At 69.9% G+C, this 13,076-nt stretch carries 14 protein-coding genes; 4 read left to right on the forward strand and 10 right to left on the reverse strand.

The genetic code is table 11. From position 1 onward, the window contains the following. Nucleotides 1–3: 3 nt before the first annotated feature. Entirely contained in the window at nucleotides 4–1,434 is a 1,431-nt protein-coding gene (locus tag DM480_RS05190) for a hypothetical protein (protein WP_115377889.1), read from the forward strand. After that, entirely contained in the window at nucleotides 1,431–2,156 is a 726-nt protein-coding gene (locus DM480_RS05195; RefSeq protein WP_115377890.1) for a DUF2334 domain-containing protein, read from the forward strand. Before DM480_RS05190 ends, DM480_RS05195 begins: the two co-directional genes overlap by 4 nt. 131 nt (nucleotides 2,157–2,287) lie before the next feature. Here the strand turns inward: DM480_RS05195 and DM480_RS05200 are convergent, their stop codons facing one another. From DM480_RS05200 to DM480_RS05210, 3 genes are read right to left on the reverse strand one after another with little or no spacing between them, the layout of a single operon-like run. Next, the gene (locus tag DM480_RS05200; protein ID WP_115377891.1) at nucleotides 2,288–3,493 is read right to left on the reverse strand and encodes a glycosyltransferase; all 1,206 of its coding nucleotides are present in this window, start codon (nucleotides 3,491–3,493) and stop codon (nucleotides 2,288–2,290) included. 1 nt (nucleotide 3,494) lies between these two features. Beyond that, nucleotides 3,495–4,025 carry a DUF2141 domain-containing protein gene (locus DM480_RS05205; protein WP_115377892.1) on the reverse strand — a complete coding sequence of 177 codons (531 nt, stop codon included), beginning with the start codon at nucleotides 4,023–4,025 and terminating at the stop codon, nucleotides 3,495–3,497. Then, the gene (locus tag DM480_RS05210; protein WP_115377893.1) at nucleotides 4,022–4,975 is read right to left on the reverse strand and encodes a hypothetical protein; all 954 of its coding nucleotides are present in this window, start codon (nucleotides 4,973–4,975) and stop codon (nucleotides 4,022–4,024) included. The genes DM480_RS05205 and DM480_RS05210 overlap by 4 nt, the downstream gene beginning before the upstream one ends. A gap of 110 nt (nucleotides 4,976–5,085) precedes the next feature. On the opposite strand from DM480_RS05210, the gene DM480_RS05215 reads away from it, so the two are divergent. Then, nucleotides 5,086–6,183: a glycosyltransferase gene (locus DM480_RS05215; protein WP_115377894.1), complete on the forward strand. Its 1,098-nt coding sequence runs from the start codon at nucleotides 5,086–5,088 to the stop codon at nucleotides 6,181–6,183. Here the strand turns inward: DM480_RS05215 and DM480_RS05220 are convergent. From DM480_RS05220 to pyrE, 7 genes are all read right to left on the reverse strand, one after another. Next, entirely contained in the window at nucleotides 6,110–7,183 is a 1,074-nt protein-coding gene (locus tag DM480_RS05220) for an AI-2E family transporter (RefSeq protein WP_115377895.1), read from the reverse strand. The genes DM480_RS05215 and DM480_RS05220 overlap by 74 nt on opposite strands. Beyond that, nucleotides 7,183–8,181: a signal peptidase I gene (gene lepB, locus DM480_RS05225; protein WP_115377896.1), complete on the reverse strand. Its 999-nt coding sequence runs from the start codon at nucleotides 8,179–8,181 to the stop codon at nucleotides 7,183–7,185. Before lepB ends, DM480_RS05220 begins: the two co-directional genes overlap by 1 nt. Then, on the reverse strand, nucleotides 8,178–8,588 hold the full coding sequence (gene acpS, locus DM480_RS05230) for a holo-ACP synthase (protein WP_115377897.1): 411 nt from the start codon (nucleotides 8,586–8,588) through the stop codon (nucleotides 8,178–8,180). The genes lepB and acpS overlap by 4 nt, the downstream gene beginning before the upstream one ends. 217 nt (nucleotides 8,589–8,805) lie before the next feature. Next, entirely contained in the window at nucleotides 8,806–9,534 is a 729-nt protein-coding gene (locus tag DM480_RS05235) for a pyridoxine 5'-phosphate synthase (protein WP_115377898.1), read from the reverse strand. Next, nucleotides 9,531–10,019, reverse strand: coding sequence for a hypothetical protein (locus DM480_RS05240; protein WP_115377899.1), 489 nt, complete (start codon nucleotides 10,017–10,019; stop codon nucleotides 9,531–9,533). The genes DM480_RS05235 and DM480_RS05240 overlap by 4 nt, the downstream gene beginning before the upstream one ends. After that, the gene (locus DM480_RS05245; protein ID WP_115377900.1) at nucleotides 10,016–11,074 is read right to left on the reverse strand and encodes a serine hydrolase domain-containing protein; all 1,059 of its coding nucleotides are present in this window, start codon (nucleotides 11,072–11,074) and stop codon (nucleotides 10,016–10,018) included. The genes DM480_RS05240 and DM480_RS05245 overlap by 4 nt, the downstream gene beginning before the upstream one ends. Beyond that, a complete protein-coding gene (gene pyrE, locus DM480_RS05250) occupies nucleotides 11,071–11,652 on the reverse strand; it encodes an orotate phosphoribosyltransferase (protein WP_115377901.1) in 582 nt (193 codons plus the stop codon). Before pyrE ends, DM480_RS05245 begins: the two co-directional genes overlap by 4 nt. Nucleotides 11,653–11,933: 281 nt before the next feature. Here pyrE and coxB point away from each other — a divergent pair, with 281 nt between their 5' ends. Next, entirely contained in the window at nucleotides 11,934–13,076 is a 1,143-nt protein-coding gene (gene coxB / locus DM480_RS05255) for a cytochrome c oxidase subunit II (RefSeq protein WP_405053299.1), read from the forward strand.

Raw genomic sequence — 13,076 nt, forward strand, 5'->3', positions numbered from 1 at the left:
CCCATGTCCATCCTATCCCAGCCCCGCCTGCGGCTCGCGATCCTGATCCTCGTCGCGATCGCCGCGCGCGCGCTGACCTTCGGCAACCCGGTCGTCCACGTCGACGAGGAATTCTACTATTTCACCGGCAGCGCGCTCTGGCACGGCCAGCTGCCGTTCGTCGACGTGTGGGACCGCAAACCCCTCGGCCTGTTCCTGCTCTACGCGCTGCCCGCGGGTTTCGGCTTTCCGCTCGGCATCTGGGCGTACCAGCTGCTCGCGCTCGCCGCGACGGTGTGGACGGCGATGCAGGTCGCGACGCTCGCCAGCCGCGCCGGCTTCGGCCGCGGCGCGACCGCGGGCGCGATCGCCTATATCCTGTGGCTCGACCTGCTCGGCGGCCAGGGCGGCCAGTCGCCGGTCTTCTACAATCCGCTCGCCATCGCCGCCGCGCTGCTCATCCTGCGCTCGGCATCCTCGCCGCACCGCCGCCTGCTCGGCGCGGCGGCGATGGCGCTGGTCGGCATCGCGCTGCAGATCAAATATTCGGTGCTGCTGGAGGGCGTGTTCTTCGGCCTGTGGCTGCTCGCCGACGAATGGCGGCGGGCGAAGCGGCCGGCAGCGCTGTTGGGCTATGGCGCCGCGCTCGTCGCGCTCGCCCTGCTGCCGACCGCGCTCGCCGCTGCGGCCTATGCCGCGATCGGCCAGTGGGACGCGTTCGTCTACGCCAATTTCCTGTCGATCTTCCATCGCAATCCCGATCCCCTCGGCGAACTGGCGGGCAATCTGGGGCAGATCGTCCTCCTCACCTCGCCGCTCGTCGCGCTTGCCATTCTCGCGCTCCGCCGCGCGCCGCGTGACGGCGACCGGACGCGCCTGTTCCTCAGCTGGTGGCTGGGCGTCGCCATTGCCAGCGTGCTCGCCTTCCGCCCGTGGTTCGACCATTACAGCCTGCCGATCCTGCTTCCTGCCTGCGCCGCCGCGGCGGGCATGCTGGGCAGCGCGGCGTGGCAGCGCTGGCGCGCCCCCGCGCTGCTCCTCACCGCGGCGCTCGCGGGGCAGATCGTGCTCGTCGCGTTGCGCGGCGAACGCGGCGACGCGCGCGAATTCGCCGCGCTGACGCAGGCGGTCGGTCGCGGTCCCGGCTGCCTGTACGTCTATTCGGGCAGCACGATGCTCTATGTCGCGACCGATCGGTGCACGCTGTCGCGCTACATCGTCCCTGCGCATCTCGGTCGTGCGCGCGAGGCGGGGGCGACCGGCGTCGACCAGCAGGCGGAGATCGCGCGCATCCTGGCGCAGCATCCCGCGGTCGTCGTGACGCGCCCGCCCTACAATGGCGAACGCCCCGCCGCGCATGCCTTCGTCACCGCCGCGATGGCGCGCGGCTATCGCCTCGCCGCCGCGCTGCCGATGGGCAACGAGACGATCCGCGTCTATAAGCTTGGCCGATGAAACGCCTGCTCGCCTCGATCCACGACGTCTCGCCCCGGTTCGAGGGCGAGGTCGACCGCCTGCTCGACCATCTCGCCCCGCACGTCGGGCGGCGCCTCGCGATGCTGGTCGTGCCCGATCACTGGGGCGGCGCACCGATCACGCCGGCTTATGCGCAGCGGCTGCGTGGCTGGGCCGACGAGGGCGTCGAGATGTTCGTCCACGGCTGGTTCCACCGCGACGACACGCCGCACCAGGGCAAGGTCGCCGCGCTCAAGGGCAAGCACATGACCGCGGGCGAGGGCGAGTTCCTGGGCCTCAGCCATGACGAGGCGCTGGACCGCATGCGCCGCGGCAAGGCTTTGGTCGAGGACATTATCGGCCGCCCGGCGGCGGGCTTCATCGCGCCCGCCTGGCTCTATTCGGACGGCGCGAAGGCGGCGCTGGCCGACGCGGGGTTCGCGCTGGCGGAGGATCATGCCCGCGTCTGGGTCCCCGCCGACGGGCGCAGGCTGGCGCGCGGCCCGGTCATCACCTGGGCCAGCCGCTCGCGCCCGCGCCAGCTGTCCTCGCTCGCCGCCGCGGCGGCCTTGCGCCCGCTGCTGCAGCCGCTGCCGACGGTGCGGATCGCGGTGCATCCCGGCGACGTGCGGGTACCGCAATTGCTCGACAGCATCACGCGGACCTTCGCCGCCTTCCGCCGGCATACGCCGTCGCGCTACGCGGACCTTCTAGCCGCCTGACGGCCGCCAAAGCATGACGCAAACTGCCGTTCGTGCTGAGCCTGTCGAAGCACGGACCCGATACGCAGCGCCTCTGACACGTCCTTCGACAAGCGCAGGACGAACGGGGGGCGGTTGATCGGGAAGACGGCTTACGCGCGCGCCGCGTGTGCCGCGTGCGGGAGGGATAGTCCCGACTTGGCGGCGATCACCGCCTCGTAATGCGCGATCAGTTCCGCGGCGTGCGTTTCATCGGTGCGCACTTTGCCGGATGCGACGGCGGCGGCGCGGCGGACGATCGCCGGATCGCGCGCGCACATGCGCAGGATCGCGTCGGCGCAGGACACCGCGTCGCGTTCCCTGAAGCTTTCGGTGTAGAGCGGGTTGGCCAGCTCCGCCGCACCGCCACTGTCGGGCAGGATCAGCGGCGCGCCACACGCCAGCGCTTCCGCCGGCACCAGCCCGAACGTCTCCGTGCCGCAGCCATGGACGTAGGCGTCGCAGCTCGCCATGATCTTCGCCAGCCGCGCGCGGTCATAGACCGGGTGGAACAGGCGGATGTGCGGGCTGCTGCCGATGTGGCGCTCCAGCGTCTTTGTATCCATGCCCTGGCCCAGGATGACGAGGCCGACCGGCACGCGCGCACCGGCGCGCTGCACTGCGTCGATCACCATCGGCCAGCGCTTCTCGGGATGGTGCCGCCCGACGCCGAGCAACAGATGCGCGTCCGGCGGCAAGTCGCATTGCGCGAGCAACGCGGCGCGCAGCTGTTCATCGCGAAGGCTCGGCGAAAACGGCGTCCGCTCGATGCCCAGCGGCACGGTCGTGTCGACGCGCACCCCGCGCGCGGTCAGCTGCCGCGTCAGCGCGGGGCCGTTGGTCACGACCGTATCGAACTCGCGCAGGAACCGCTGCAGATACCGGTCGTACCACGAAAAGGCGCGTTCGATCCGCTCTTCCGATGCCAGCCGGTTGAACCAGCGCTTGGCATAGGCCTCGAGATTGTCGTTGTGCATGAAGAACGATCGGATCGCCCTTCCCTGCCAGTTCAACACGATCCACGCCGATCGCCACGGCGAGCAGTTCTCGACGACGTCGGGGTCGAGTTCGTCGAGCCGCGCGTGGATCGGCGCCGGATCCCAGAACAGGCCGTAGTTCGAATCGAACGGCATGCCGCGCGACTTGATGTAATGGATCGCGCCGCCGCCGGGGCGATGCTCGATCCGGTCCTCTTTGCCCGGCGCGAGGACGATCAGCTCGTGCCCCATGCTCGCAAGCACGCTGATCTTGCGGTCGATATACGTCCGCACGCCGCCGCCGGTCGGCGAATAGATTTCGTTGACGTCGACGATCCGCATGTCAGTCGCCCTTGTTCGGCCCGAACCCGCCGAAGCCGCGCAGGTATTGCATGCGGATATTGGTGGTCGCAACGCCGTTGCCAACCTCGATCAGCGCCTGCGCCAGTTTGGGCCGCGACATGCCGAGCCGCGCGCCGCCCGGAAAACCGGCGCCGTCCTGGAAGAAGTTGAACTTGTTCTTGCCGTCGCGGTCGTGCGTCGCGAACAAGGCGTAACGGCCCGGATGCGGCACGCGGATACAGATGTCGACCGCGCCAGCCGGCGGGGTCTGCACCCAGACGCGGCGGAACGTCTTGCCCTGCGCGACGAGGTCGCGGTCGTCCTTCAGGAAATCGTCCTCGTTCGCCGGATACAGTTCCAGCTTCAGCCGGCCCTTGCGGTCCTTGAGACCGACGATATTGGCAAGGATCGCGGGGCCTTCGCGGTTCGTGCACGCCGCCGCATCCATGCCGATCACCTCTGCCCGCGCCGCCGCGGGGCCGGCGATCGTCGCCGCCAGCAGCGCGACCGGGGCCAACCATGCCGTCTTCATGCCCGCCGTGTCCTCATCACCAGAGATTCGATCCCGAAGCCGACGATCAGCACCACATGGACCAGCAGCACGGCCGCGGCGGTGAAGGCGATCAGCTCCGACAATTGCTGATCCTGCCCGATCATCAGGATCGCAAAATTGGCGAAAAGCAGGTCCTTGTTAGGCAAAAGCGGCAATCGCGAGAACAGCATCCGCCCCGCCGACAGGAAGATCCACGTGCCGACCGACACACTCGGCATCGCCAGCGCCCAGGCGACCGCCAAAAACAGCGCGCCGCCGATCAGCCGCCCGCAATGGACCGCGAACACGAACCACAGGTCGCGGCGCGACAGCGAAAAGACCCGCTTCGAAAAGATCAGGAAGGGCAGCGACGTGCCGAAGATGACGACCAGCGATCCGTAGACGTAGCGCATCATCTCCGGCGGGATCAGCGCGCGCCCGACGGGCAGCGCCAGCGCGATCATCGCCAGCGTCACCGCATTGCCCGCGATCGCCGACAGGATCGACACGTCCTTCACCGCGCCGAACGGCGCCGCGACCAGATGCGCCCGCGCGCGCGCCCAGGCGTAGAAATACGCCTCGCCCGAATAGCCCATGACGACGTCGTTCGCGATCCGCTTCTTGATCAGCGCGATCAGCCCGGCGAGCGGGATGCCCCACAACCGGCGGAAGATCAGGAAATCGGCGAGCGGCGGGATGAAATAGAGCACCGCGAAGGCGGCGTAGAACAACGGCTGGCGCGGCACCGACTGCTCGAGTCCCTTCAGCCCCGAACTCAGCAGCTCGTGCGCCAGCCCGCCGAGCATGGCGAGCGTCAGCAGGCCGCCGATGATCGTCGGCCAGCGGCTCTTGATCGTGGCGAGGGGTTCGAGACCGGGGATGGAATCGCCGGTGGCGGAATCGGCGTCGGGACGCTCGGCTGGCCGGTCTGTACGCTGGTCGATCTGCAACCCGTTGATCCGCTTTGAGTTGGGGCGCCTTAGCCTTACCGCATCGGGCGCGCACATGAAATCGCCGTAACTTTCGTATGTGGCCAAGCTGTGGCAGGAGGGCGACGCCGATGATCGCCCAGCACATTCTCACTTATGCCTGTGACCTGTCCGGCGGCGGCGTCGAGCGCGCGCAGCTGCGCCTCGCGCGCAGCTGGCTGGCGGAAGGGCGCCGCGTCACCTTCGTCGTCGGCGACGACACGGGACCGCTCGCCGCGGAAATGCCCGCAGGGCTCGACCTGATCCGGCTCGGCACGCCGGGATACATGGCCCAGTTCCGCCTGCCGGAAATCGTGCGCCGCGTCGCGCCCGACGTCATCTTCTGCGCCGGCAATTTCTACACCGCGATCGCCGCCTGGACGAAGCTGCGGCTGGGGCGCGACTGTCCGCCGATCGTCGGCAAGATGTCCAACGCCGCCGCGCGCGGCGACCACGGCCCCGTCCTCGACCTTGCGCACCGCGCCTGGCTGACGCAGCACGGCTGGTTCCTCGACCATCTCGTCGCGATGACGCCGGCGACCGCGCACGAAGCGGGACGGCTGACGCGGATGCGCGCGCGGACCAGCGTCATCCCCAATCCCCCCGCGCCGCCGGTCGCCGACGCGCCGATGCCCGCGCTACCGGCCGGGCGATTCGTGCTCGGCGTCGGGCGGCTCGTGCCGCAGAAGCGCTGGGACCGGGTGATCGCCGCCCTGCCCGCGCTGCCGCGCGACGTCGGCCTTGCGATCCTCGGCGAAGGCGAATTGCGCCCCGCGCTGGAACGGCAGGCGGCCGAACTGGGCCTGTCGGATCGCGTCCGCCTGCTCGGCCATACCGCCGACCCGCTGCCCGCGATGGCGCGCGCGTCGATGCTGGCGCTGGCGTCGGACTATGAAGGCGTGCCGGGCGTGCTGCGCGAGGCGCTGTCGGTCGGCACACCCGTCGTCACCACCGATTCGAGCCCCGCGGTGGCGGAGATCGTCGGCGACCGGCGGCTGGGCAGCATCGTCGCGCGCGACGATGCCGGCGCGCTCGCCGCCGCGCTGGCGCACTGGCTCGCCGCGCCGCGCCCCGAGCCCGTGCCGCAACCGGGCAGCGATTCGGCGGCGCGTTACCTCAGTCTGTTCGATTCGCTGCTTCGTCCGCCCGTTCGCCTTCGCGCTCGGCGCTACGCTCAAGCGCCGTCTTGATCATCGCGGTCATCGGGTCGGCGAGCGCGAGGCCCAGGATGCCGAACAGCGCGCTCGCCATGATCTGCGTGCCCAATGTCAGCGCCGGCGGCAGGTCGACGGTGCGCTTCGCCACCATCGGCACGACGACATAGCCGTCGATCGTCTGCACCACCAGATAGGTGACCAGCGCCCAGACGCCGGTGTGCGTCCCTGCGCTGAAGCCGACCGCGATCATCAGCACGCCGGTGATGATCGCGCCGATGTTGGGGATGAAGGCGAGCACGCCCGCAATGATGCCGAGCAGCATCGCCATCGGCACGCCACCCACCGCCAGCGCGAGGAAGATGAACGCCCCCTCGAACGCCATGCCGAGCAGGCGCCCGGCGAGCAGCTTGCGCAACGTCACGCCCATCCGGTTGAGCGTGCGCGCGAATTCGGGACGCGCGTCGGTGGGCACCAGCCATTGCAGCCCGCGTTCGTAGACGCGCGGCTCCATCGCCAGGAACAGGCCGAGGACGAGCATCATGAACAGGCTGGTGATCGCGCCGATCGCGGTGCCCACCCACGAGGTGACGCGCCCCACCGATCCCAATGCCTGTTTCGCGATGCCGTTGAGGTCCGACGCGCCGGGCATCAACCCCTGTCTGCTGAGAAAGCCGGTGAAGCGGTTCGCCTGCGTCTCCAGCGTCGAGCGCAGCTGCATCACCTGTTCGGTGACCTGCACGCCGGTGAGATAGGCGGTGCCGAACAGAAAGGCGACGACGAGCAGCACGACGATGAGCAGCCGCCAGCCGCGCCCGATCGGCAGCACCTTGCCCAGCAGCCGCACGCCGCCGTCGAGCAGCGCGGCAAAGACGATGCCGGCAAGGATGATGAGCAGCGGCTGGATCAGCAGCACGGTCAGCGCGATCGCCCCGATCATCCCCAGCCACACGCTCGCGCGCTTCATCTCCCGGCGGACGAACGGGTCGCGCAGTTCGTTCGGGCTCGGCTCTTGCACGATCTGCGCGTCGGTCATTATCGTCCCCCCTGCTCGACCTGCTGCGGATGCAGCGAAAGCCCGGCGCGATGCGGGCGCAGCGATCCCCACCAGGTCAGCGGGTTGAGCGTCGCGTCGCCATCGAGGCTGAAGGTGATGAACTCCGCACGGCCGCCAAGGTTCTCGTACGGCACGGGGCCGCCGAGGCCGAGCTGGCTGAGCGGGAAGCGGCTGTCAGCCGACCGGTCGCGATTGTCACCCATCAGGAAGACATGGTCGGCGGGAATCCGGATCGGCCCATAATTGTCGCCTGGGCTGTCGGGGTCGAGATCGACGGTGTCGTATCGGCGGCCGTTGGGCAGCGTTTCGGTGACGATCGGCAGATGGCAGACATAGCCCGTGCCGTCCGGCGCCGGCCGCTTCGCCCCGAAATAGTCGCTCTCGCTGCACGGGCTGTTGGTATCGACCGGAATGTCGACATAATGCAGCGGCCCGCGCTCGACCGGCTTGCCGTTCAGGATCACCGTGCCGCCGCGCACCGCCAGCGTGTCGCCCGGCAGGCCGATGACGCGCTTGATGTAATCGTTGTGCGTGCCCGGCGGCGTGACGATGACGACGTCGCCACGCGTCGGCAGCCGGCCGAGCAGGCGCCCGTGGATGAAGGGCAGGCCGACGCTCCAGCTGTCCTCGTGCTTGCGCAGCACCACCGCATTGAAGATCGCGACCGGGTCGGGGATCGTCGGCGACACGAACGACCAGCCATAGACGAATTTCGACACGACCAGCCGGTCGCCGATCCTGAGGCCCGGCAGCATCGATTCGGACGGGATGTAGAACGGCTTGGCGATGAAGCTGTGGAAGCCGAGCACGATCAGCACCAGCCAGAAGATGCCCTTGATCTCGCCCCACCAGTCGGTGCCCTTCTTCGCGGGCGGGCTGTCCGTCGCGGCTGCGGGCGCGGACGCCGGCGTGTGGGGCGTGGGGGTCTGGGGGTTACGCTCGGCCGTCTCGCTGGTGTCCAACACCGCTTCCTTCATGCCTTGGGGTCGGGGATCGCCTCGATCACCACGAAGGCCTGCGCCCAGGGGTGATCGTCGGTCAGGGTCAGGTGGATGCGTGCGACGTGGCCTTCGGGGACCATCGCGTCAAGGCGTTCCTTCGCCCCGCCGGTCAGCGCAAGCGTCGGCGCGCCCGAGGGGGCATTGACGACGCCGATGTCCCTCATGAACACGCCGCGCTTGAATCCGGTGCCGACCGCCTTGGAAAACGCCTCCTTCGCGGCGAACCGCTTGGCGAGCGTGCCGGCCTTGGTGAACGGCCGCCGCGCCGCGCGGTCGAGTTCGGCATCGGTGAACACGCGCTGCTCGAATCGCGCGCCGAACCGGTCGAGCGACGCCTGGATCCGCTCGATATTGCACAGGTCAGAACCCAGACCGATGATCACCACCCAAGTCCTCCCCGCTTCGCGGGGAGGGGGACCGCCCGGCGCAGCCGGGTGGTGGAGGGGCAGCCCAAGGCGACGACGCTGCTTGGTCGCCCCCCCACCACGCCCTGCGGGCGAGCAATGGACCGGATGGCCTCCGGCCATCCTCGAACGCGCGGAGCGCGTTCGACCCAATCGCTCCCCCTTCCCGCGGAGCGGGGAGGATTGGCGGTCCCGTTCACCGCGCCGCGTCCATCTCGGCGCGCATCCGGCGCACCGCCTCGTCCAGCCCGACGAACAATGCCTCGCCGACCAGGAAATGGCCGATGTTGAGCTCGCGCACCTGCGGGATCGCCGCGATCGGCCCGACATTGTCGAACGTCAGACCGTGCCCCGCATGCACCTCGATCCCGTTCTTCGCGGCCAGCGCCGCGGCGTCGGAAAGCCGGCGCAGCTCCGCGGTGCGGCCCTCGCCGTCCAGCTCGGCGTAGCGGCCGGTGTGCAGCTCGACCACCGGCGCGCCCAGCCGGATCGCGGCATCGATCTGGCTCGCATCGGGCTCGATGAACAACGACACGCGCACCCCTGCCGCGCGCAGGCTCGCGACCATCGGTGCGAGGTGATCGAACTGGCCCGCCGCATCCAGCCCCCCCTCGGTGGTACGCTCCTCGCGCTTTTCCGGCACGATGCACGCGGCATGCGGGCGATGGCGCAGCGCGATGCCCAGCATCTCGTCGGTCGCCGCCATTTCGAGGTTGAGCGGGATCGTCAGCTCGGCCGACAACCGCGCGATGTCCTGGTCGGTGATATGCCGGCGATCCTCGCGCAGGTGCGCGGTGATGCCGTCCGCGCCCGCCTCGGCGGCGAGCAAGGCGGCACGCACCGGATCGGGATAGCCGCTGCCGCGCGCGTTGCGCACGGTCGCGACATGGTCGATGTTGACGCCCAGGCGAAGATCGTCGTTCATTGCCTTCTTCCCGTACCTGCGAAATACGCCAGCGCCGCGGCCGACCCCAGACCGGCGACCGCCTGCATCGCGGGCCTGCCGGGCGACAGCAGCACCAGCGCGGCGCCATCGATCGCGGTCATCGTCGCGGCAAGCCCCAGATAGCGCGTGCCGCCGCCGGCCCACCACAGGCCGACGAAATGCAGCCCGACCAGCACGCCGACCACCGGCAACAGGTAGGCGCTCAGCCCGAACCGGGCGAGCATCGCCTGCGCCAGCGCGATCGCGGCGAATTCCGCGATCACCGCGATCCGATAGCGCGGCATGCGAAACAGCCCGGTGCGCGGCTCGTCCATCCGCCACGCGCGCCACAACAGCGCGCCGATCACGACGAACCCCAGCCCGCCGACGAGATAGCACCACGGCAGCGGCAGCGCCGTTGCGCCCAGGACGAGCCACAGGCCCGCGAATACCAGACCGATCGCCCGACCGGTGAAGGCGCTCACGAACAGGCCACCGCGGACAGCAGGTCGTAGGTGAAGCCCTTGCCCTCCCACACCTCGCCGAACTTGAAATCGTCGGACGAGCGGTTGGTGAAGACGATCACGACCAGATCGTCGTCGGGCAGGATGAAGTTGCGCGCTTGGATGCCATAGATTTCGCCGTCGCGCTGCACGATTCGCTTGGGCGCGGCGCAGCCCTTGAACCTGCCGGGGAACACCCATTGGCCCAGCGCCTGGTAGCTGCCGTTGCCTTCGGGCGTCCACAATGCCTTGAGGCCGGCGGGCGGCAGCAGCTTGCCCGTCATCAGCGCGCGATCGAACGCGAAGACCGCCGGCGCGGAACCGATCAGACCGCCCGCCGCGCCCCAGTTGGCCAGCGTCAGCGCGGGCTCCGCTTTGCCCGCGACGAAGCCGGGAACACCCACTTCGCCGGCACGCGCCATCGCCATGCCTCGCGGCCAGACGGTATCGGTGCGCACGTCGTCGATGACGATCGACGCCGCGACCAGATAGTCGCAATTGTTGTAATGGAACGCCGCCCCCGGCGTCGCGGGCCGCGACAGGCAATAGCCAAGGTCCGGCGCCGCGGCGCGGTAGAAGCCGGGCACGCCGGCGGCGTCGGCGGGGGTCGCGTCCGGGTCGGCCAGGCCGCTGTGATGCGTCAGCAACTGCCGGAGCGTCGTCGCGCCAAGTGCCGGCTGCTTTGCCGCGACGCCGAGCGGCGTATCGAGCTGATCGCCATCCGCCGCCACCGCCATGACGGCGAAGACCTGCTTGGTGATCGACGCGAGCCGCCAGCGCTCGCCGGCCTTGTGCGCCGCGCCGCCCGCCGGATCGATCGTGCCATAGCCGCGGTCGAGCAGGATGCGATCGCCCTTGGCGATCAGCACCTCGCCGGCCAGCTTGTATTGCGTAGCGGTCTCGTCCGCCCGCTCCTCCACCGTTCGTGCTGAGCTTGTCGAAGGGCGTGTCGCGGGCGGTGCGCTCTGCGGCCGTGTTTCGACAGGCTCGGCACGAACGGCGAAGAGGATCGCCAGCGCGGCGAGGAGCCCGATCACGCCGCCCGGCTCCCCGGCTTGATCGCGGGGATCGCCGCCAGGTCCGGCGGCAGCGCGTCCGCCGCGTAGGTCGGCACGTCCAGCCGGATCAGCGGGAAGAAGGGCACGCCGATATCGGCGCTGCCGTTCGACCGGTCGACCAGCGCCGCGCCCGCGATGACGCGCCCGCCCGCCGCCTCGATCGCCAGAATCGCCTCGCGCGAGCTCAGACCCGTTGTGACGACGTCCTCCATCATCAGCACCGCCTGCCCCTGCTCCAGCCGGAAACCGCGGCGCAGTTCGAACGTGCCGGTCGGCCGCTCGACGAACATCGCGGGCACGCCCAGCGCGCGCGCCATTTCGTGGCCTGCGATCACGCCGCCCATCGCGGGCGAGACGACAGCGCTGATCTGACCACGCAGTTCGGCGGGGATGCGCTGCGCCAATGCCTCGCTCAGCCGCGCGGCCCGGCGCGGGTCCATCAGCACGCGCGCGCATTGCAGGTAGCGCGACGAGCGCAGACCCGACGACAGGACGAAATGCCCTTCCAGCAGCGCGTCGGCGGCACGGAATTCGGCAAGGACGTCGTCGTCGGTCATCGGCTTTCCTCGGCTGCGGCCCTGAAGCTGCGGGCGGTGCGTCGGATCGCGTCCATAGGACCACGCCCGGCAGAGGCCAAGCACCCCCGCGCCGCCTTTTCGCAGCGTTACGCTTGAGACAGGGCTGGCCGCCGCGTATAGGTCGTGACAAAAGGGGCGCGACAGGCGTGCCGACAACGGCCACGCGCCGACCGGAACGACGGGCGATCCGGCCCGAAGGCCGCGACAGGACGAGGGCACTGAACGGGGTGACGACACAGATGCGCAACAGGATCAGGGGGATGGCGCTGGCCGCCGGGCTGGCGCTCGCGGGCCTTGGGGCGATCCCCGCCGGCGCGGCCGCGCCGCAGGCCGCCGCGGGCCCCGGCAACGTTTCGACCATCGCGCCGACGACGGCGAAGGCGGCCGCCCCCGCGGCGCCCGCCTCGCCGGTGCTGGCGATGGACGGCGCGCCGGCGATGACCGCGGCGGCCGACGTCGGCCACCCGATCGACGGCCGCATCGGCCTGCAGCCGCAGGTGACGACGAACGGCCAGTTCGCGCACTGGATGCACGACAGCATCCTGTTGCCGCTCATCTCGATCATCTCGATCTTCGTGCTGCTGCTGCTCGTCTGGGTGGTGATCCGCTATCGCCGCGCGGCCAACCCGATCCCGTCGAAGACCAGCCACAACACCTTCATCGAGGTTTTGTGGACGCTCGCCCCCGTCGTCATCCTGGTGCTGATCGCGATCCCGTCGATCGGCTTGCTCCAGGCGCAGTTCAAGCCGGCGCCCGCGGGCGCGGTGACGCTGAAGGCGATCGGCAACCAATGGTACTGGAGCTACCAATATCCGGACAACGGCGGGTTCGAAGTCACCGCCAACCTGCTGAAGGAAAAGGGCGATCCGACGCTCGCCCCCGGCGCGCGCTATCGCACCGACGCCGACGGCCCGCGCCTGCTCGCGGTCGACAACCGCATCGTGCTGCCCGTCGGCGTGCCGATCCGGCTGATCACCACGTCGCAGGACGTTATCCACAGCTGGGCGGTCCCCGCCTTCTGGATCAAGCTCGACGCGGTGCCCGGCCGCCTCAACGAGACGAGCTTCACGATCAAGCAGCCCGGCCTCTATTTCGGCCAGTGCTCCGAACTGTGCGGCGCGCGCCACGCCTTCATGCCGATCGCGGTCGAGGCGGTGCCTCCGGCCGAGTTCGCCGCCTGGGTGAAGGCGAAGGGCGGCACGATGCCGGGCGCGAAGGCGCCGTCCGACAAGGTGATCCCGCAGCCGGGCGCCGACGGCTCCGCCGCCAAGGCGGCGGAGGCGAAGGCCGCCGACGCCGCCACCGGCCCGGTCGACAATGCGACCGCCGCCGCTCCCACCAAATCGCCCACCACTTCGCAGGGTGCGACCGCCAACGGGGCGGTCGGCAACGCGGGACAGTAA

This window comes from Sphingomonas sp. FARSPH (genome assembly GCF_003355005.1).
GTDB lineage: Bacteria > Pseudomonadota > Alphaproteobacteria > Sphingomonadales > Sphingomonadaceae > Sphingomonas.

Bases quoted from the DNA above. Each gene is read 5' to 3' on its own strand.
- DM480_RS05190 (WP_115377889.1), top strand. From the start codon at position 4: ATGTCCATCCTATCCCAGCCCCGCCTGCGGCTCGCGATCCTGATCCTC.
- DM480_RS05195 (WP_115377890.1), top strand. From the start codon at position 1,431: ATGAAACGCCTGCTCGCCTCGATCCACGACGTCTCGCCCCGGTTCGAG.
- DM480_RS05200 (WP_115377891.1), bottom strand. From the start codon at position 3,493: ATGCGGATCGTCGACGTCAACGAAATCTATTCGCCGACCGGCGGCGGC.
- DM480_RS05205 (WP_115377892.1), bottom strand. From the start codon at position 4,025: ATGAAGACGGCATGGTTGGCCCCGGTCGCGCTGCTGGCGGCGACGATC.
- DM480_RS05215 (WP_115377894.1), top strand. From the start codon at position 5,086: ATGATCGCCCAGCACATTCTCACTTATGCCTGTGACCTGTCCGGCGGC.
- DM480_RS05220 (WP_115377895.1), bottom strand. From the start codon at position 7,183: ATGACCGACGCGCAGATCGTGCAAGAGCCGAGCCCGAACGAACTGCGC.
- lepB (WP_115377896.1), bottom strand. From the start codon at position 8,181: ATGAAGGAAGCGGTGTTGGACACCAGCGAGACGGCCGAGCGTAACCCC.
- DM480_RS05235 (WP_115377898.1), bottom strand. From the start codon at position 9,534: ATGAACGACGATCTTCGCCTGGGCGTCAACATCGACCATGTCGCGACC.
- pyrE (WP_115377901.1), bottom strand. From the start codon at position 11,652: ATGACCGACGACGACGTCCTTGCCGAATTCCGTGCCGCCGACGCGCTG.
- coxB (WP_405053299.1), top strand. From the start codon at position 11,934: ATGGCGCTGGCCGCCGGGCTGGCGCTCGCGGGCCTTGGGGCGATCCCC.